This window comes from Candidatus Accumulibacter necessarius (genome assembly GCF_036625085.1).
The window spans coordinates 68,353-84,512 of sequence record NZ_JAZKUM010000003.1; the positions used below are offsets into that span (position 1 = coordinate 68,353).

Here is a 16,160-nt window from a genome sequence, read left to right on the forward strand (position 1 = left end):
GCGCCGGGTTACTGCGGCCATGATCCATCCAGGTGCAATCATCCATGCGGGCGCGCGACTCGGCGCGAACGTTGAAGTCGGTGCTTATTCGATCATCGGCGAGCATGTCGAGATCGGCGACAACACGGTGATCGGTCCGCATGTCGTGATTGCCGGCCGGACGCGAATCGGTCGCGACAATCGCATTTATCAGTTCTCTTCGCTGGGCGATGTGCCGCAGGACAAGAAGTACGCTGGCGAACCGACAAGACTCGAGATCGGCGACCGCAACACGATTCGCGAGTTCTGCACCTTCAACGTCGGCACTGCCCAGGATGTCGGGATTACCCGCGTCGGAGACGACAACTGGATCATGGCCTATGTCCACATAGCGCATGATTGCCAGGTCGGCAACCGAACCATCTTTGCCAACAATGCCCAGTTGGCTGGCCATGTCCATGTCGATGACTGGGCGATCCTCGGTGGCTTCACCGGGGTTCACCAGTTCTGCCGCGTCGGGGCACACACCATGATTGCCGCCGGATCAGTGGTCGTGCAGGACGTGCCCCCCTACGTGATGGCCGCCGGAAACACTGCGGGCCCCTACGGAATCAACGCGGAGGGGCTGAAGCGGCGGGGCTTTTCTCCGGAGGCCTTGCTGGCTCTTAAGCGAGCCTACCGCACGATCTACAAGTCGGGGCTGATGCTCGAGGAGGCGCGAAGCAAACTCAAGGAAGATGTCGTCGGACATCCGGAGATCCAGCCGCTGATCGACTTCATTACGGTGTCGAAGCGCGGCATCATTCGATGACCCCGGCGGTGGTCCGCATTGCCATGGTGGCTGGCGAGGCATCGGGTGAACTGCTCGCCAGCCAGCTGATGCAGGCACTTCGGGCCAGACTGCCGAACGCAGTGTTCTTCGGTGTGGGCGGACCGAGGATGGTCGGACTGGGCTTCGACGCCTGGCATCCGCTCGAGAAGCTGGCCGTCCGCGGTTACGTCGAAGTGCTCAGGCACTATCGCGAAATCCTTGGCATCCGTAGAGACCTCAAGCGTCGCCTGCTGGCGGATCCACCGGATGTGTTCATCGGCGTTGACGCGCCGGACTTCAACCTGGGGCTGGAAAAGGTCCTCAAGCGGCACGGTATTCCGACCGTCCACTACGTCAGTCCATCGATCTGGGCCTGGCGCGGCGAGCGCATCCACAAGATTGGTGCCGCCGTATCACGCGTCCTGGCGCTTTTTCCCTTCGAGCCAGTGCTTTACGAAAAGCAGGGAATCCCGGTGAGCTACGTGGGCCATCCGCTGGCCGACATGCTGCCACTCGAGGATGGCCGCGAGGGGGCGCGGACGCTGCTCGGCCTCTCAGCGCAGGAACCGGTATTCGCTCTCCTGCCGGGTAGTCGGCAATCCGAGCTGCAGTACATGTCGGAGCCCTTCATTGAGGTCGCTCGCAGGATACACGACGAGATCCCGGCGGCGGTTTTTCTCGTTCCGCTGGCGACTCGTGAGACGCGCGCGCTGTTCGAAGGGGCGCTGCATCGGTGCTCGGCGCAGCAATTGCCGATCCGTCTGCTGTTTGGTCATGCGCATCAGGCGATGATGGCCGCCGACCTCGTTCTGCTGGCAAGCGGGACGGCGACACTCGAGGCGGCTCTCCTGAAACGACCGATGGTCATCGCCTACAAGGTGGCACCCCTGTCCTACCGTCTGTGGCGGCGCATCGGTGGCTATCTGCCGTACGTGGGTCTGCCGAATGTGCTGTCCGGCCGGTTCGTGGTGCCGGAGTTCCTGCAGGACGATGCGACGCCCGAGAACCTCGCGCAGGCGATGCTCAATCTCTACGCGGACAAAACAGTGTGTGCCCGGCTCAAGGAGGGTTTCCGGCTGATGCATCTGCAACTGCGGCAGAATGCCGCCGAGAAGGCAGCGGCAGCCGTTCTCACCTGCCTGCCGGCGGCGCTGCGCGACCATGCTGACCCTGCTGCAGGCTGAAGGAGTGGTCTGCGGTGTTGACGAGGCCGGGCGCGGTCCGCTCGCCGGCCCGGTTGTCGCCGCGGCGGTGATCCTCGATCCGGCCCGGCCGATCGCTGGCCTCAACGATTCCAAGCAGCTGTCGGCCAGGCGCCGTGTTTTCCTTGCCGAGCAGATCCGGCGGAGCGCGCTGGCCTGGGCGGTGGCGGCAGCGAGCGTCGAGGAAATCGACCGGATCAACATCCTGCAGGCCAGCCTGCTGGCGATGCAGCGGGCGGTGACCGCGCTCGTTGACAGACATCGACTGCTCCCCGTCCAGGTGCTGGTCGATGGCAATCGCTGCCCGGAACTGGCGTACCCGGTGGCGGCCATCATCGGCGGCGATGGCAAGATCGCGGCTATCGCGGCGGCGTCGATTCTCGCCAAGACCGTCCGCGACGACGGCATGCTCGAACTGCACGCCGCCTATCCGCAGTACGGTTTTGACCGCCACATGGGCTATCCAACCGCGCTACACCTGCGAGCGCTGGCTGAACACGGCGCCAGTCCGCACCATCGTCGGAGCTTCGGCCCGGTCGCTCGGCTCAGCAAGCCATGAGACGGATCAACTCGCGCGAGAATCCGCATTACAAGGCATTGAAGAGACTCTCCGAGAGTGGTCGCGAGCGACGCAAGAGCGGTCGCGTGCTGCTCGACGGCATGCACCTGATCGAGGCCTACGGCCGGCACTGCGGGGCGCCCGAAGAAATACTGCTCAGCGATAGTGGCGCTGGCCGGCCGGAAATTGCTGACTACCTGGCAGGCCTGCCAGCTGGCAGCAGCGTGACCTTGCTTCCCGATGCGCTGTTCGCGGACCTGGCCCTGGTCGATACCCCAAGCGGAATCATGGCCGTCGCTCCCTGGCCAACGCCGGCACGACCCATCGATCACGCGGCGGACAGCGTCGTCCTCGATGGCATTCAGGACCCTGGCAACGTCGGCTCGATCCTGCGCAGCGCGGCCGCCGCCGGTTTTCGCCAGATCCTCCTGTCTGTTGATTGTGCTCAGGTCTGGTCGCCGAAGACGCTGCGGGCGGCGATGGGTGCGCATTTTCAGCTCGACATCCACGAGGGCTGCGACCTGGCCGGTTTTCTCTGCGCCTATCGAGGCTGCGCTGTGGCCACCGCCCTGGCCGCATCCACCACTCTCTATGCGGCCAGTCTGGAAGGATCTCTGGCCTGGGTCTTCGGCAGTGAAGGGCAGGGCGTGCGCTCACCAGCGCTGGCCGTCACCCGGCTACAGCTGCGCATTCCAATGCCCGGCGCAACCGAGTCGCTGAATGTCGCTGCAGCGGCTGCGATCTGCCTGTTCGAGACGGTCAGGCGTCGCCAGGAGGTCGCCGGGTCGTTGGTAGAGGATCGGCGCTAGCGCCCCGTGGCTCGAACAGATTTTCGGTCATGGCGTGCCTGATTGTCTGTAGGTACGTCAATGTCTCAAGACAATGTATCCGATGACATTTCCCCAACGCTTTCCCCGCGGCTGGTGCGGACAGGTGTTCAGCAAAACCTCGGCAGGCTATCATCGCGTCTTCCACAAGCACCTTCCGACTGGATTTCATATGCGACCGATACTCAACTGGCTCCTTGTGCTGGTCCTCGTGCTGCTGACGCCGGGCCGGATCCTTGCCGCCGAGAGCGACCCACACGCGCTGGATCGGCAGGCGCTGATCAAGCTTTTCCGCGAAATGGAAGCCAGCATCAACGCTCAGGACGTCGAGCGAATGGTGGCGCAGATGCATCCGCAGGCAACCGTCACCTGGCTCAACGGTGAAGTCTCGCGCGGGCATGACGAGATCCGGGCCTACTATCACCGGATGGTCAAGGGTGAGAAACGCTACCTCGATCGCTATCTCACCACCGCCAAGCTTGGGGCCCCGGCGCGCTTTTTTGGCAATGGCGAGATTGCCGTCGCCGACGGCACCATGGTGGACGAGTTCTTTCCGGTTGCCCGCGGGCCTTTCAGCCTGAACTCCAACTGGACGTCGACTTCGGCGAAGATCAACGGCCAGTGGCAGGTGGTCTCAATGCATCTGTCGTCGAACGTGTTTACCAACTCGTTGCTTGCCGAAGCGACACGGGCCATCTGGTATGCCGCTGGTGGCGCAGCGATCGGCGGTCTGCTGCTGGGGTGGCTGCTGGGCAGGCGGCGGCGTTAGCGGCGTCTGCTCAGGCGGACCAGCCGTAAAGTAGCAGGTGGAAGAAGACCGGCGCCGAGAGAAAGATCGAGTCGAGCCGGTCAAGCATGCCGCCATGGCCGGGAATCAGGTTGCTCCAGTCCTTGATTCCCCGACTGCGCTTGGCGGCAGACATCGCGAGGCCCCCGAGGAAGCCAAGCAGCGTGATCAGCAAGGAGATCATTGCCGCTTCAGGAATGGTGAACGGCGTGATCGACGCCAGCCCGGCACCCAGCGCGCTGGCGCTCAGGATGCCGCCCAGGGTCCCCTCGATGGTTTTCGCAGGTGACAGTTGCGGGGCGATGGCGTGGCGACCGGCAAGCCTGCCCCACAGATACTGCAGCACGTCGCTCAACTGTACGACGAGCAGCAGGTAGACCAGCAGGTAGGCCGGGTTGTAGCCTGGCTGCCCGGTGATCTGCAGCGTCAGCAGCGCCGGGACATACGAGATGCCGTACGCGCAGCTGAGCAGGCCAAGCCGCAGCGAACGGGTTCGATCGAGGAAGTCGCGCAACTGGCCCGACAGCAGGCCGAGCATCGGCAGCACCAGCATGACACAGATCGGGATGAACAGGCCGTAGAGGAGATAGCTGCCCTTCCAGACCAGCAGGTACTGCAGCGGCAGGACGAGCAGATAGCTGCCGAGCAGGAAGCCCTGCGGGATCCTGCCGGCTGGTTCCGCGGCCACGAATTCCCGCAGCGCCGCCAGCGAGGCGAGTGCAAACAGTAACGTTACCCCGATGCGTCCGGCGAGGAGCGCCAGGCCGACCAGCATGGCGATCACCCACCAGGCCCCGATGCGGCGGTTCAGGTTGTCGATGACCGCGTGCGGCTGACGGCTGGCGACGGCGATCCTCAGCACCTGCCCAACCAGTGAGGCCAGCACGAGAAGCGTGGCAATGCCGGCAATCAGCCGCCACGCCTCATCCTGCAGCGCCGGGAGCGGATAGGCGGTCATCCGGACAGGCCCGTGCGCAACAGGCAGCGCGCGGCGAATGGCATCGAACCGTCGGCACGTTCGGCGAAGGATTCGGCGTCAGGATACCGACAAAGGACGGCAACCAGCGCCAGCGAGGCCGCCGGCCAGAGCAGCCACAGCCTGGCACCGCCCGCGTCAGCCGCCCATGCGACCGGGGGCACGGAATTGTCGTGCCCTTGCAGGTTACATCCTGGAGTCAGGTACCGCTCGCCTACCCTGGTCACTGGTGGCCGCAGGCGCGCCTGACTCCGACGGAGCTTGAGCGGGCGCCGGCACGAGAGCCGGCGAAAACAGCTTCATCACCCGGTCGTCGAAGTCCGGTGGAAACGCCCAGTAGCGGGTCCCCTGGGGCGCGTCCTGGGCGGTCAATCCGCGCCGCTGCGGTTCGGCGTTCAGCAGCAACAGCCCGAGCAGGTCGCTGCTGACCCATGGGTCCTCGTACCAGAAGGCATGGGAGTTCGGGGGAAGCTTGGGAATGGCGTTGGGGTCCACCTTGATCAGGTCGAAGCCGAGGCTGCGCGAGGCCTCGAGCAGGAAGCCCGACTGCTCGGGATCGAGCTCGGTCGGGTCGGGTCGACCGATGCGCGAGGCGCGGTGCACGATGGCCGCCACTCGCAGCGCCGAATCGTTCAGGTTCGCCGCGTTGCTCACGCCGGTGACGATGTCCACGTACTTGCTCAATTCATTGATGAACTGCCGGGTGTCGATATCGGCAGCGGCAAAGTAGATGTGCTTGAGCCGCAGACGCTCACGCAATTGCTGCCGCGTTTCGCCCGGACGCGGCGAAGTGCCCAGCAGCGCCAGCGCCGGGCTCACCACTTGCGCGCCGGCGCTGTAGGCGAGCACATCGATAGCCGAAGCATCGGTGTGCTCGGCCAGCAGTTCGACCAACCGTGCGAACGGTTTCACCGAGGCCTTGGCATTGCCGACGTCGGTGAAATACCTCAGCAACGACCCCGCAGAGGGCCACACGAATGCGAGGACCACGATGCGCCGGCCCGTGAAGTGGCGCAGCTGCGCCGCCTGGGCGGCCGCGCGCGGCATCGTGTTGTTGGAACCGTGGACATAGATGACCAGTTCGTTGTTGTCGGTGGCCGCCAGCGCCTTGTTGACCAGGGCAAAGAAAGCTTGCGCTCCGGGCGAGTTCACCACGGTGTCGGTCGGCCCCAGGGATACGAGCGGTTCCAGCCAGTCGAGCTTGACGATCGGGCGTTCATCACGGTCATCGCTGGTTGAGAGCCGGTGCAGGGTCTCCCAGTCGAGCGTGTCGTCGCCGATGCGCACATGGGCCACCCCCATGCGCAGCCGCTCGCTTGGCAGGATGGTGTGGATCGGTTCGGGGGTCTCGACGATCGCGCCGCGGTTGGTGACATACACCACCGGGACGTCGGTGCTGTGCGACTTCGGCCCGGCCGTCTTGAACGGATCGATCTCGCCGGTGCGAAAGCTCACCGGCGTGGGCATCAGCCGCACCGGCGACTGGCAGGCCGCGAGCAGCGTCGTGATAACCACTGCCGCCAGGAGCGCTAGCCCTCGGTCGGTGGTGCCGCGAGTAGCACGGTCTGCGGACGAGCCTGCGGCGCGAAGCTCGACGGGCTTCATGCCCTGGCGCTGCCGGGCAAAACGTCGAGGCAGGTGCACTTCACTGCGGATGCTTCACAAGGCATGCCGTGGCTTCACGCACGATATCCGTCAGCATCTTCAACAGGCCGACTTCTTTCGAGTTTTCTGCATTTGCCCCCTTACAGCGACGATGATAACGATGCAGCCCCGGAAGCTGAAATTCACGGGCACCTGCTTCACTTACGCCCGCGCGGTTCGTGCCCGCAGGCGCTTCGACGTCCACCCATCACGAGCCCGAGACACGAGAATGCGACAACTCGTACAAGGATCGGAAAGCCAACGGCACCAACGAGAGTGTACGAGCCTTCATCAAGCAGCGTCAATCGCGCATTTGAGGCCGGCAGCCCCTGAAAAGTCATCCGCATCCCGACCGGCCCACTGCTCGAAAAGTTGTGTCAGCGCCGGTAATCCCTCACGGATCGCCGCGGGCCCCGGATTGAGGATGACCGCTGATTTGATTTCATGCACTTGCCCGCAGACAACCGCCGGCACTCCCGCCCAGCCGGGCCGGGCGGCAACGTTCTCGGGGCGGAATTTCCTGCCGCACCAGGAGCCGATGATAATCTCCGGAGCGCGCCGAACAATTTCCAGCGGGTCGGCGATGATGCGGTCCTTGGCTGATTGTTTGGCAGCGTTTTCGCGGAAGATGTCTTTGCCGCCGCCGATGGTGATCAGATCCGATACCCAGCCGATGCCGGATATCGGTGGGTCGTTCCATTCCTCGAAATAGACTTTCGGCCGGCGCGGCAGCCTGGCGGCTGCGGCGCGTGAGTGTTCGATGATCTTCTCCAGATCGGCAACCAGCGCCATGGCTTTTCCCTCGGCGCCGACCAGCCGGCCGACGGTCGCGATCATCGCCAGAATGTCTTCGACGCTGCGCTGGTTGAAGGCGTGCACCGCCACGCCGGCCTGGATCAGATCGCGGGCGATGTCGGCCTGCAGATTCGAGAAGGCGAGTACCAGATCGGGCTGAACAGCGAGGATTTTGTCGATGTCGCCACTGGTGAAGGCGAAGACTTTGGGCTTCTCCTTGCGCGCACGCGGCGGGTGAACGGTGTAGCCGCTGATGCCGACGATGCGCTCCTGCTCGCCGATTGCGTAGAGCACCTCGATGGTTTCGGTGGTCAGGCAGGCGATGCGTTGCGGCAGACGTTTCGACATCAGGGTTCACCTTCGTTGGTCAGTTATTCAAGGCGCTACGATTCGGCGTCATTACCGGGCTCGCGGCGTAAATCCAGTGGGGCACCGCCGGATTGTCTATCATGATCTCTATTTTTCGCTAGAGGTGACCCGGTCATGTCCGTTATCTGCGTTTGCCTGAGCCCGGGATTCCAGCGCTCGGTAATCATCGATTCCCTGATTCCGGGCGAAGTCAACCGGCTCAAGAGTGTCATGGTCGATGCCGCAGGCAAAGGGGTGAATGTCTGCCGGGTGCTGCAGCGACTGGGCATCGAGGCATTCTGCCTGGCTCAAGGCGGTAGCAACGCGGATGAGCTGATGGCGCTGGCCAGACGGGAAGGGCTGGATCTTCGACTCATCCCCTCATCCGGCCGATTGCGTACCTGCACCTCGATTGTGGAAACCTCCATGGTCACGGGGAGTCGGGTAACCGAGCTCGTTGAACCCTCGTCCCCGGTCGATGAATCCTGCGTCAACACCATGACCCAAACGGTGCAGGCGCTGTTGCCGTCTGCTACAGCTCTGGTGTTTGCCGGCTCGATGGCGCCTGGCTATCCGGCTGGATATCCGGCCCATCTGGCCAGCATGGCCCGGAAGTCAGGGGTGCCTGTACTGCTTGATGTGCAGGGCCCTGTTCTCCTGGATACCCTTGCTGCCCGACCGGCCGTGGTCAAGATCAATCTCGCCGAGTTCGCCGCAACATTTCTCCCTGGACGCTTCAGCGGCGGCGAGCATGGCGGCGTCCTGGCTGAAGCGCTGGTTTCTGCTGACATCATGAATGCCGTTTCCGAGGTATCGCGGGACCATGCCACAAGCTTCGTTCTTACGCGTGGCGCCCAAAGCATTCTACTGGCCCGTGACGGAGAGGTACGATCAAGACCGGTACCTGCGCTTCCTGCGGAGCAAGTCATCAACCCGATTGGTTCCGGGGACGCATTCCTTGCCGGGATGCTTGCGCAACTGTTGACGTCCTGCAGCAACCCGGACTGGGACAACTTACCGCTGGAGGCTCTGGAAAAAGCCATCGGCCTGGCGACGGCTTGCGCTCAGTCAAATGCACGAACCGTTCGCCCCGGACTCCTCGAGGATTCTTTCGCAACGTCGCGGTAGTCGTTGATCGATGCAGGTTCCAGATTACGGAAAGTGCGACGGTAAGCAGCGGCACTAATGGCGAGTGCGACGACGATCAGAGCCGCGGCAACCAGGAAGGTGATCCGCATGCCGATGGCAACGGCGTCGGGAGAGGCTGTGGTAATGTCGATCGTCGCCGATCCGAAAGCGAAGACGGCCCCCATGACGGATGCGCCGGTGATCAGGCCCAGATTGCGCGACAGATTGAGCATGCCGGAGATAGCGCCTCGTTGGTTCGGGCTGACATCGGTCATGACTGCAGTATTGTTGGCCGTCTGGAACAGCGCATAGCTGGCAGTGATGACGACGACGGGTGCGATGTAACCCGGAATGGCGAGTATCGTCGGCAAAAGGGATAACGCGATAGCACCGGCTGCCATTCCGAGAAGTCCAAGGGTGGTGACACATTGGGTGCCAAGCCGGCCGGCCAGGCGGCCGGCCGGCACCGCGGTCAGCGCAGCCACCGCCGGGCCGACGGACAGAACGAGACCAACCATTGCCGTGTCCAGCCCGAGAGAACGAGAGAGATAGAATGGACCGACAACCAGGGTCGTCATCATCACGGTTGAGACGAGGGCACTAGTGGCCAGGCTCGCACTTAGCTCAAGCTTGCGAAACATCGCCATCTGGATCAAGGGTGATGTCGTTCTCGCTTCGGCCAACAGGAAAAGACCGGCGCCGATCAAGGCAGCCAAAAGCAGCGCCATGTTGATCCGACCGAAACCGCCGCGCCCGGTCGTCATCGCCAGCGCATAGGCGGCGAGGGTCAAAGCAAGGAGGAACGTGCCTCTCGTGTCGAAACTGACGCGCCCGTTCTTCGGCCTGCTTTGATCAACGTGCAGGTAGCGATGGGCGAGAAAAAGTGTCAGGGCACCCAGCGGCAGGTTGGTGAGAAATATTGCCCGCCAACCGAGTTCTGCGATCAGGACGCCACCGAGCGATGGGCCCAGCGCAGTGCCGATTGCCGACATTGTCCCCAGCAGGCCAATGGCACTGCCCGTTTTTCCTTTCGCTACCGTCTCGCTGACGAACGCCATGGCAAGGGCCATCATGATGGCTGCGCCAAGGCCTTGCAGCGCACGGGCAGCAATCAGCAGCCAAAGCGTGGGTGCCATGCTGCACAGGAGCGAGGCGAACGTGAACAGGAAAATGCCGAACAACAGCAGCTTTTTGCGGCCAATGAGGTCGCCGAGCCGTCCGGCGCTGACGATCAGGGTTGTGATCGCAAGCAGATAGGCGATGACGATCCACTGGACCGCCTGGAAGGAAGCGGTGAACGCCTCCGCCAGGTTCGGCAAGGCCACATTGGCAATGCTCGTGCCGAGGGACGATAGCAATACCGATAGCGCCAGGCTGGCCAGCGCCCAACCCACCGAAGGCCTCGCTTCCGCTTTTCGTGAGACCTCCTCAACTTGTCCTGCAATGATTGTTTTCACCATGAACTCCTTTGATGTACAGCCCGGGACGGGGCTATCTGAATCGTAGGTCTTCGCACGACATGGCGGAAGGCGCAGCATTTGCATGTTATTAATGCGTCTGGCGCCCTATATCGAACAAACACTGCTATCGTTACCCCATGTCGAGACCCGATCTGAACCTGCTTTTCACCCTGGATGTGTTGCTCGCCGAAGGCAGCGTTGCCGGCGCTGCCCGACGTTTGCGGCTCAGTCCATCGGCCATGAGCCGGGCGCTGGCGCGGCTGCGCGAGACGACGGGCGATCCTTTGTTGGTCAGGGCCGGGCGCGGTCTCGTTCCGACGCCGCGCGCGATCGAACTGCGCGCGCAAGTGGGCCAGCTGGTGCGGGACGGGGAGGCTGTTTTACGCCCGGCCGAAAGGCTTGACCTCAAACAACTGGTCCGGACCTTCACGCTACGGACCAGCGAAGGTTTCGTCGAAAATTTCGGACCCGATTTGATTGCCCGCATTGGCGACGAAGCACCCGGCGTACGGCTATGCTTTGTGCAAAAATCCGACAAAGACAGCAAGCCGCTACGCGATGGGCTTGTCGATCTGGAAACCGGTGTTGTGGGGCAGTCGACGGCGCCGGAACTGCGGGCGCAGGCATTGCTCCGGGATCGTTTCATCGGCGTCGTGCGCATGGGGCACCCGCTGAGCCAGGGTGAAGTCACACCTTCCCGTTATGCGGCCGGACGGCATGTCTACGTCTCGCGTCAGGGTGTGGACAAGGGGCCGATTGATGAGGCGCTGAGAGCAGTCGGGCTGGAACGCAAGATCGTCACCATCGTCGGTGGCTTTTCGACCTCGTTGGCCCTGGCCCGGGCATCAGACCTGATCGCCAGCGTTCCCGAACGACACACCGGGAATCTGCGCGAAGGCATGTACAGTTTCCCCCTTCCGGTCAGCACGCCGGAGATCACGATTTCACTGCTTTGGCACCCAAGGCTGGATGCCGACCCAGCACATCGCTGGTTACGTGGTCATGTCAGGAACGTCTGCGCGGCACTCCGCTAGATGATTGGAGCAACACCGACGGAGGCGAGCGGCGGTTTCTGAATCGCTTTGTCGAACCTGATGCGCGTTCTGAAGGTTGATTCGGATGGCCCAGATGTCCTTCGGCTTCAGCGGCGGCTTCTGACCAACCGATTTGCCTTTGTTCCAGGGTTCCCGGCGGTGATTGGATTCCATAATTGGGAGACCGTGATCGGCTCTTTCGTAAGCCGCTGCGTCATGCCAGACTCGGGTGTAGTTGATCACCCGCCACCCATTGCATCGTCGCCAGTCCGCCTCAACTGCCGCCTTCAATTCACTGCCACTCTCCAGGCAGCAGGCAGTCCTCGGGGTGCTATTTGGGTGGGGCTCACGCGTTACCTGGAGACCCGCCTCAAACTCAAGGTCAATTCTGCTTTGGCATCAGCCGTATTACCGGCCGATCCCGGAGCTGGATGAGTGGCTGCGCCGCCGCGTGCGCATGTGTTACTGGAAACAGTGGCGCTGGCCGTGGACGAAGATCAGCCACCTGGTGGCTTTGGGCGTCCGCCTGAAGACGGCGATCCAGCATGGCGTCGTCAGCAGCCAGCGCTACTGGCATATGGCGCGAACCCCGGCGGTACAACAGGCCCTTTCCACTGCCTGGCTGGAGGCGCAAGGCCTCCTCAGCGTCAAGGCCCTGTGGTGCAAGGCCCAGGGCTACTCGGCTCAAGTCACTTCGTCGAGCGCGCCAACTCGTTGAACCGCCCACTGCGGACCCGCACGGTGGGTGGTGTGGGGGCCGGGGGCGAGAAACCTCCGGCTATCCGATTCGCCCCGGACCACCGACTAAGCCGCCTTGTGTTGAGACACATACTCGCGTAAGGCTTCGTCCATGCGAGTTTGCCAACCGGCGCCAGTAGCACGGAAATAAGCAAGAACCTCGGGGCTGTATCGCACTGCGACTTGCTCCTTGGTTGGGTTTTTGTTTGGCCCACGAGCGCGACGTGCGGCAACTGCCTCGCGCAGTTCATCCGCTGAATGGGTGACAAAAGCATTATTCCAATCGTCCGGCTGAGTAGCCGGAGAATCACTTACAGAAACTGGCCCACGCTTCACGTTCATGTTTTTCCGCCTTTCGCGCTGAAATAATATGGGGCCATTCGTCGTCGCCCGGCGTCCAGACGACGAACAGCATTTCTTCCCCGTGCCAGCCAACACTCTGAAAGCGCAACTCGCCATAAGCTTGGCGCGCATCTTCGCGGGTCAGCAAGTCACCATCGAAGAAACTCGACAGCGCCGCCAGATCAATGCCGTGTTTGGCAATGTTCGCTTGGCGCTTGGTTTCGTCGTAGCTAGCCATCATCAAATTGTAGATACATTCTGTCCGAGAGTCAAGGCAAACTGTAGGTGCAATTAAAGGTGGGCCGAAGGGGTCGAACGTTCGAGGTGAGGCGCCCGCAGCGGCCAGAACGACCATTGCTGGCTGGAGTGGCCCATGTACAGACCACGGTTTGCGCGATAACGAGCAAGCAAGCGGGAAACTGTGGTCCCCTATTCTTCCACCGGGTCGGGAACTGACGGGGCGCAGTTGGGGGATTTCCATGACCGTTCGGCTGAACAAACTGGGGAACTTCCTGCGGGGTTGGTTCGGGTACTTTGGCATCAGCCAGTATTACCGGCCGATCCCGGCGCTGGATGAGTGGCTGCGCCGCCGCGTGCGCATGTGTTACTGGAAACAGTGGCGCTGGCCGCGGACGAAGACCAGCCACCTGCTGGCTTTGGGCGTTCGCCTGAAAACGGCGATCCAGCATGGCGTCAGCAGCCAGCGCTACGGGCATATGGCGCGAACCCCGGCGGTACAAAAGGCCCTTTCCATTGCCTGGCTGGAGGCGCAAGGCCTCCTCAGCGTCAAGGCCCTGTGGTGCAAGGCCCAGGGTTACTCGGCTCAAGTTACTTCGTCGAGCGCGCCAACTCGTTGAACCGCCCACTGCGGACACCCACGGTGGGTGGTGTGGGGGCCGGGGGAGAGAAACCTCTGGCTACCCGATTCGGCCACATTCGCTACTACGCGTGCCGCTCCTTGCGCCCAAGACCTTCCGCGATGAACGTGACAACAAGGGTATTTAGTGACACGCCCTCTGCCTTTGCGCGTGTAGCCAACCGCGCGTGGATCGTCTTTGGAACGCGGGCGACAAACTTTCCGGATGCGACACCCCCGCTGTTCGGGGCTGGAATTGGTAGATCCCTGGCCTTGAGTGCGGCAATCGTTGACTTCAAGGCATCCTTCCCGTTCGCGAGTGCTTCCTCGACTGTCTCGCCATCGGAGAGGCACTCCGAGAAATCAGGGTACGAGATGAGAAAGCCACCGCCTTCCTCAGCCGACAGCGGGCGGATCTCAAACGGGTAGTCAATTCTCTTTCCCATGGTTCATGCTCCTTCAACGAGTTCCAGGAACTTCTTGACATAGATCGGCTTGATAGGACGCCGGGCCGGAACGGGGAGCGTCTTGCCATCAGCGCGCACAAAGACGCAGTGGCTGGTTCCAACGTGCCGCCAGTCGATTCCGTTCTGGCGCGCTACTGTTTGAAGCTGCGCAAGCTTCTAGTCGAGTGGATTGCTACGCATGGCTTGAAGCAGTTTTGCGGCAGTATTCATGGTGCATGATGATACTGCGGGCAACATCACTGCGCAAGCAGTGCAACTGCAAGAAACGGTGCAAAGAGCAGCAACGAACTGGAACCCTTCCTATGGGGCCGAACGTTGAAATTTAGCGGTGAGCGAAGCGAGTCCGCTGCAATGCCAAGTTAGCCTCCGGTGGTGGGCTGGCGGGGGCAGGAATGACCGTCCACCCTTCGGCTGCGTGTTTGTTCTGGCGCGCCTGTAGATCGGCAAAAATGCGATCGAGATCGAAGCCAAAACCAGCGGCGTGTTGTTCGCGAATCGCTCGTACTTCGTGGATGATGCTATCAGTCATATTCATCTCCCAAGAGTTCGTCAGGTGTACAAATGAAAGGCAAGAACAAACCCAGCGGTCGGAAATGCTCGGCGATTCGCGCTTGAATTGCCGGGTTGGCAATATGCCGGCAGTTCCACGTCAGCAGATAGTCCACGAAATGAACTGTGGCGATCGAAATATGCATGGCGTCCTCGCTCGCCTTGATCGCCACGATACCTGAAGAACCAGCCCTTTCGCGATTTCAACGCTGTGCGCGTTGATGTCGAGCAGCGGTCTTGCCAATAGCGCGTCGAGCCGTCTGCTTGCTTCAACAGCATGTTCCAGGCTGCATTCAGTGACGACAAGTTCCGATGCCACCAAGTCGAATTCGCCACGTCGATCCCAGAAGAGAAAAGTGCTCTGCTGATGACCAGCTTCGATCACGTTCTTGCTGGGACGAGCGGTAAGGTAGCTGATCACGGAGGTTTCAACGTAGATTTTGCGTCTTCTCATAATCTCAGTCTTGGTTCAGAAACCGTGGTCTGTCCCCTATTGTCTTCCCAAGTCGGATGAAAAGTTTGGCCTTTAATCGACCCTGGCCCCTTTTAGCTTTTCGGGCAGTGGCGGTTGCGGCACGAGTGATAGACGTGTCGCGTCACCCCGCAGCCGTCACAGGTCTCGACGTGGCCGCCGAGGATGGCCGTGCGACAGGCGACGATCGCCCGCCAGACCTTGGCCTTAGCCGACGACAAAGCGTGCTTGGCGAGGTACGCCGGCCCGTGCCAGCGGAAGACCTCGGCCAGGGTCACTGGCGGTGGCTCAACTGGGCGGGTCGAGCAGGTCCAGGGGCGAGGGGTTGCCGGTCAGCTTTGAGCGTGCCAGATGCAGATAGCGCGAGGTGGTCGACAGATGACCATGGCCGAGGAGCCGGCCGATGCTGTAGAGATCGACGCCGGCTTCGAGCAGGTGCGTGGCGAAGGCATGGCGAAGACCGTGGATGCCGCCTTCGGGGGCGATGCACGCGGCGTTGCGTGCCGCATAGTAAATCCGCTGGGCGGTCTGGATTTCCATCGGGCCGGTGCCGGCCCGGTTGGCGAACAACCAGAGCCGCGGCCGGGTGTCGCGCCAGTAGGTGCGCAAGGCGGCGAGCAGGTGCGGCGACAGCAGCGTGTAACGATCCTTGCCGCCTTTGCCCTGGCGCACCTTGAGGCACATGCGATCGGCGGCGCTCTCGATGTCCCCCACCTGCAGGGCGCAGACTTCCGAGACCCGCAAGCCGGCGGCGTAGGTGGTCATCAATAGCGTTCGCCCGCGCAGGGTTCTCGCCGAGTCGATCAGGCGCGCGACTTCCTCGCGCGAGAGGATCTGCGGCAGGCGCTGGGGCACTTTGGCCATCGGGATGTCGAAGCCGGCTTCCGGGCGCCCGAGCACCCGCCGATAGAGGAAGCGGAAGGCACACGAGGCTTGATTGACGCTCGCGTAAGCGAGCTTCTTGTCGCGAATCAGGTGCAGCAGGTAGGCCTGGACTTCCTCGACACGCAAGTCCGCCGGCGATCGCTGGTAGTACTTCGCCAGTTCGACCAGCGCACCGATGTAGGCTTCCTGGGTCCGTGCCGCCATTCCCCGCAGGCACATGGCGTTGCTCATTCTTTCACGCAGCTCACTCATGACTCTCTCCTCGGTTGCTGCGGGGACGTCCCCCGCAGCCAGGAGGATC

At 62.4% G+C, this 16,160-nt stretch carries 21 protein-coding genes and 2 pseudogenes; 9 read left to right on the top strand and 14 right to left on the bottom strand.

Going from position 1 to position 16,160, the window contains the following annotated elements; all coding sequences use genetic code 11:
- Positions 1-19: 19 nt before the first annotated feature.
- From lpxA to V5B44_RS08420, 5 genes are all read left to right on the top strand, one after another.
- Complete coding sequence (gene lpxA, locus V5B44_RS08400) at positions 20-790, top strand: acyl-ACP--UDP-N-acetylglucosamine O-acyltransferase (RefSeq protein WP_332358632.1); 771 nt, start codon at positions 20-22, stop codon at positions 788-790.
- Positions 787-1,974: a lipid-A-disaccharide synthase gene (gene lpxB, locus V5B44_RS08405; RefSeq protein WP_332358633.1), complete on the top strand. Its 1,188-nt coding sequence runs from the start codon at positions 787-789 to the stop codon at positions 1,972-1,974. Before lpxA ends, lpxB begins: the two co-directional genes overlap by 4 nt.
- Positions 1,952-2,551, top strand: coding sequence for a ribonuclease HII (gene rnhB / locus V5B44_RS08410; RefSeq protein WP_332358634.1), 600 nt, complete (start codon positions 1,952-1,954; stop codon positions 2,549-2,551). The genes lpxB and rnhB overlap by 23 nt, the downstream gene beginning before the upstream one ends.
- On the top strand, positions 2,548-3,360 hold the full coding sequence (locus V5B44_RS08415; RefSeq protein ID WP_332358635.1) for a TrmH family RNA methyltransferase: 813 nt from the start codon (positions 2,548-2,550) through the stop codon (positions 3,358-3,360). Before rnhB ends, V5B44_RS08415 begins: the two co-directional genes overlap by 4 nt.
- 190 nt (positions 3,361-3,550) lie before the next feature.
- Positions 3,551-4,147, top strand: coding sequence for a nuclear transport factor 2 family protein (locus tag V5B44_RS08420; protein ID WP_332358636.1), 597 nt, complete (start codon positions 3,551-3,553; stop codon positions 4,145-4,147).
- A gap of 10 nt (positions 4,148-4,157) precedes the next feature.
- On the opposite strand, the gene V5B44_RS08425 is transcribed toward V5B44_RS08420, so the two are convergent.
- From V5B44_RS08425 to V5B44_RS08445, 5 genes are all read right to left on the bottom strand, one after another.
- On the bottom strand, positions 4,158-5,123 hold the full coding sequence (locus tag V5B44_RS08425; protein WP_332358637.1) for a phosphatidate cytidylyltransferase: 966 nt from the start codon (positions 5,121-5,123) through the stop codon (positions 4,158-4,160).
- The gene (locus V5B44_RS08430) at positions 5,120-5,305 is read right to left on the bottom strand and encodes a hypothetical protein (RefSeq protein ID WP_332358638.1); all 186 of its coding nucleotides are present in this window, start codon (positions 5,303-5,305) and stop codon (positions 5,120-5,122) included. The genes V5B44_RS08425 and V5B44_RS08430 overlap by 4 nt, the downstream gene beginning before the upstream one ends.
- Before the next feature lie 22 nt (positions 5,306-5,327).
- Positions 5,328-6,746, bottom strand: coding sequence for an alpha/beta hydrolase (locus V5B44_RS08435; RefSeq protein ID WP_332358639.1), 1,419 nt, complete (start codon positions 6,744-6,746; stop codon positions 5,328-5,330).
- Positions 6,747-6,786: 40 nt separating this feature from the next.
- The gene (locus V5B44_RS08440) at positions 6,787-6,990 is read right to left on the bottom strand and encodes a hypothetical protein (protein ID WP_332358640.1); all 204 of its coding nucleotides are present in this window, start codon (positions 6,988-6,990) and stop codon (positions 6,787-6,789) included.
- An 86-nt stretch (positions 6,991-7,076) separates the two neighbouring features.
- Positions 7,077-7,931 carry an ABC transporter substrate-binding protein gene (locus V5B44_RS08445; RefSeq protein ID WP_332359097.1) on the bottom strand — a complete coding sequence of 285 codons (855 nt, stop codon included), beginning with the start codon at positions 7,929-7,931 and terminating at the stop codon, positions 7,077-7,079.
- A gap of 132 nt (positions 7,932-8,063) precedes the next feature.
- On the opposite strand from V5B44_RS08445, the gene V5B44_RS08450 reads away from it, so the two are divergent.
- A complete protein-coding gene (locus V5B44_RS08450) occupies positions 8,064-9,056 on the top strand; it encodes a 1-phosphofructokinase family hexose kinase (RefSeq protein ID WP_332358641.1) in 993 nt (330 codons plus the stop codon).
- Here the strand turns inward: V5B44_RS08450 and V5B44_RS08455 are convergent.
- Entirely contained in the window at positions 8,993-10,516 is a 1,524-nt protein-coding gene (locus V5B44_RS08455) for an MFS transporter (protein WP_332358642.1), read from the bottom strand. The genes V5B44_RS08450 and V5B44_RS08455 overlap by 64 nt on opposite strands.
- Before the next feature lie 137 nt (positions 10,517-10,653).
- Between V5B44_RS08455 and V5B44_RS08460 the strand changes: the two genes are divergently transcribed.
- Positions 10,654-11,550 (top strand): LysR family transcriptional regulator, encoded by an 897-nt coding sequence (locus tag V5B44_RS08460; RefSeq protein WP_332358643.1) that lies wholly within the window; start codon positions 10,654-10,656, stop codon positions 11,548-11,550.
- 51 nt (positions 11,551-11,601) lie between these two features.
- Here the strand turns inward: V5B44_RS08460 and V5B44_RS08465 are convergent.
- Positions 11,602-11,724 (bottom strand): annotated as a pseudogene (locus V5B44_RS08465) (integrase); the annotation flags it as partial.
- A 283-nt stretch (positions 11,725-12,007) separates the two neighbouring features.
- On the opposite strand from V5B44_RS08465, the gene V5B44_RS08470 reads away from it, so the two are divergent.
- On the top strand, positions 12,008-12,268 hold the full coding sequence (locus tag V5B44_RS08470) for a hypothetical protein (protein WP_332358644.1): 261 nt from the start codon (positions 12,008-12,010) through the stop codon (positions 12,266-12,268).
- A gap of 86 nt (positions 12,269-12,354) precedes the next feature.
- Here the strand turns inward: V5B44_RS08470 and V5B44_RS08475 are convergent, their stop codons facing one another.
- Positions 12,355-12,630, bottom strand: coding sequence for a BrnA antitoxin family protein (locus V5B44_RS08475; RefSeq protein WP_332358645.1), 276 nt, complete (start codon positions 12,628-12,630; stop codon positions 12,355-12,357).
- Positions 12,596-12,871 (bottom strand): BrnT family toxin, encoded by a 276-nt coding sequence (locus V5B44_RS08480; protein WP_332358646.1) that lies wholly within the window; start codon positions 12,869-12,871, stop codon positions 12,596-12,598. Before V5B44_RS08480 ends, V5B44_RS08475 begins: the two co-directional genes overlap by 35 nt.
- Positions 12,872-13,109: 238 nt before the next feature.
- Between V5B44_RS08480 and V5B44_RS08485 the strand changes: the two genes are divergently transcribed.
- Complete coding sequence (locus tag V5B44_RS08485) at positions 13,110-13,487, top strand: group II intron maturase-specific domain-containing protein (RefSeq protein ID WP_434735428.1); 378 nt, start codon at positions 13,110-13,112, stop codon at positions 13,485-13,487.
- Positions 13,488-13,572: 85 nt separating this feature from the next.
- Here V5B44_RS08485 and V5B44_RS08490 read toward each other — a convergent pair whose 3' ends face one another.
- The 5 genes and pseudogenes from V5B44_RS08490 to V5B44_RS08510 all read right to left on the bottom strand — a co-directional run bounded on the left by V5B44_RS08490 (position 13,573) and on the right by V5B44_RS08510 (position 16,111).
- Positions 13,573-13,932 (bottom strand): type II toxin-antitoxin system HicB family antitoxin, encoded by a 360-nt coding sequence (locus tag V5B44_RS08490; RefSeq protein WP_332358648.1) that lies wholly within the window; start codon positions 13,930-13,932, stop codon positions 13,573-13,575.
- Between the two features lie 343 nt (positions 13,933-14,275).
- Positions 14,276-14,482 carry a hypothetical protein gene (locus tag V5B44_RS08495; RefSeq protein WP_332358649.1) on the bottom strand — a complete coding sequence of 69 codons (207 nt, stop codon included), beginning with the start codon at positions 14,480-14,482 and terminating at the stop codon, positions 14,276-14,278.
- Positions 14,475-14,675, bottom strand: coding sequence for a hypothetical protein (locus V5B44_RS08500; protein ID WP_332358650.1), 201 nt, complete (start codon positions 14,673-14,675; stop codon positions 14,475-14,477). The genes V5B44_RS08495 and V5B44_RS08500 overlap by 8 nt, the downstream gene beginning before the upstream one ends.
- A 379-nt stretch (positions 14,676-15,054) precedes the next feature.
- Positions 15,055-15,252 (bottom strand): annotated as a pseudogene (locus V5B44_RS08505) (transposase zinc-binding domain-containing protein); the annotation flags it as partial.
- Positions 15,253-15,262: 10 nt separating this feature from the next.
- Positions 15,263-16,111 carry a tyrosine-type recombinase/integrase gene (locus tag V5B44_RS08510; protein WP_332358652.1) on the bottom strand — a complete coding sequence of 283 codons (849 nt, stop codon included), beginning with the start codon at positions 16,109-16,111 and terminating at the stop codon, positions 15,263-15,265.
- Positions 16,112-16,160 lie beyond the last annotated feature (49 nt).

Bases quoted from the DNA above. Each gene is read 5' to 3' on its own strand.
- V5B44_RS08425 (WP_332358637.1), bottom strand. From the start codon at position 5,123: ATGACCGCCTATCCGCTCCCGGCGCTGCAGGATGAGGCGTGGCGGCTG.
- V5B44_RS08450 (WP_332358641.1), top strand. From the start codon at position 8,064: ATGTCCGTTATCTGCGTTTGCCTGAGCCCGGGATTCCAGCGCTCGGTA.
- V5B44_RS08510 (WP_332358652.1), bottom strand. From the start codon at position 16,111: ATGAGTGAGCTGCGTGAAAGAATGAGCAACGCCATGTGCCTGCGGGGA.
- V5B44_RS08485 (WP_434735428.1), top strand. From the start codon at position 13,110: ATGACCGTTCGGCTGAACAAACTGGGGAACTTCCTGCGGGGTTGGTTC.
- lpxA (WP_332358632.1), top strand. From the start codon at position 20: ATGATCCATCCAGGTGCAATCATCCATGCGGGCGCGCGACTCGGCGCG.
- V5B44_RS08475 (WP_332358645.1), bottom strand. From the start codon at position 12,630: ATGAACGTGAAGCGTGGGCCAGTTTCTGTAAGTGATTCTCCGGCTACT.
- lpxB (WP_332358633.1), top strand. From the start codon at position 787: ATGACCCCGGCGGTGGTCCGCATTGCCATGGTGGCTGGCGAGGCATCG.
- V5B44_RS08470 (WP_332358644.1), top strand. From the start codon at position 12,008: ATGTGTTACTGGAAACAGTGGCGCTGGCCGTGGACGAAGATCAGCCAC.
- V5B44_RS08460 (WP_332358643.1), top strand. From the start codon at position 10,654: ATGTCGAGACCCGATCTGAACCTGCTTTTCACCCTGGATGTGTTGCTC.
- V5B44_RS08455 (WP_332358642.1), bottom strand. From the start codon at position 10,516: ATGGTGAAAACAATCATTGCAGGACAAGTTGAGGAGGTCTCACGAAAA.
- rnhB (WP_332358634.1), top strand. From the start codon at position 1,952: ATGCTGACCCTGCTGCAGGCTGAAGGAGTGGTCTGCGGTGTTGACGAG.
- V5B44_RS08490 (WP_332358648.1), bottom strand. From the start codon at position 13,932: ATGGGAAAGAGAATTGACTACCCGTTTGAGATCCGCCCGCTGTCGGCT.
- V5B44_RS08480 (WP_332358646.1), bottom strand. From the start codon at position 12,871: ATGATGGCTAGCTACGACGAAACCAAGCGCCAAGCGAACATTGCCAAA.
- V5B44_RS08420 (WP_332358636.1), top strand. From the start codon at position 3,551: ATGCGACCGATACTCAACTGGCTCCTTGTGCTGGTCCTCGTGCTGCTG.
- V5B44_RS08495 (WP_332358649.1), bottom strand. From the start codon at position 14,482: ATGACTGATAGCATCATCCACGAAGTACGAGCGATTCGCGAACAACAC.
- V5B44_RS08435 (WP_332358639.1), bottom strand. From the start codon at position 6,746: ATGAAGCCCGTCGAGCTTCGCGCCGCAGGCTCGTCCGCAGACCGTGCT.
- V5B44_RS08415 (WP_332358635.1), top strand. From the start codon at position 2,548: ATGAGACGGATCAACTCGCGCGAGAATCCGCATTACAAGGCATTGAAG.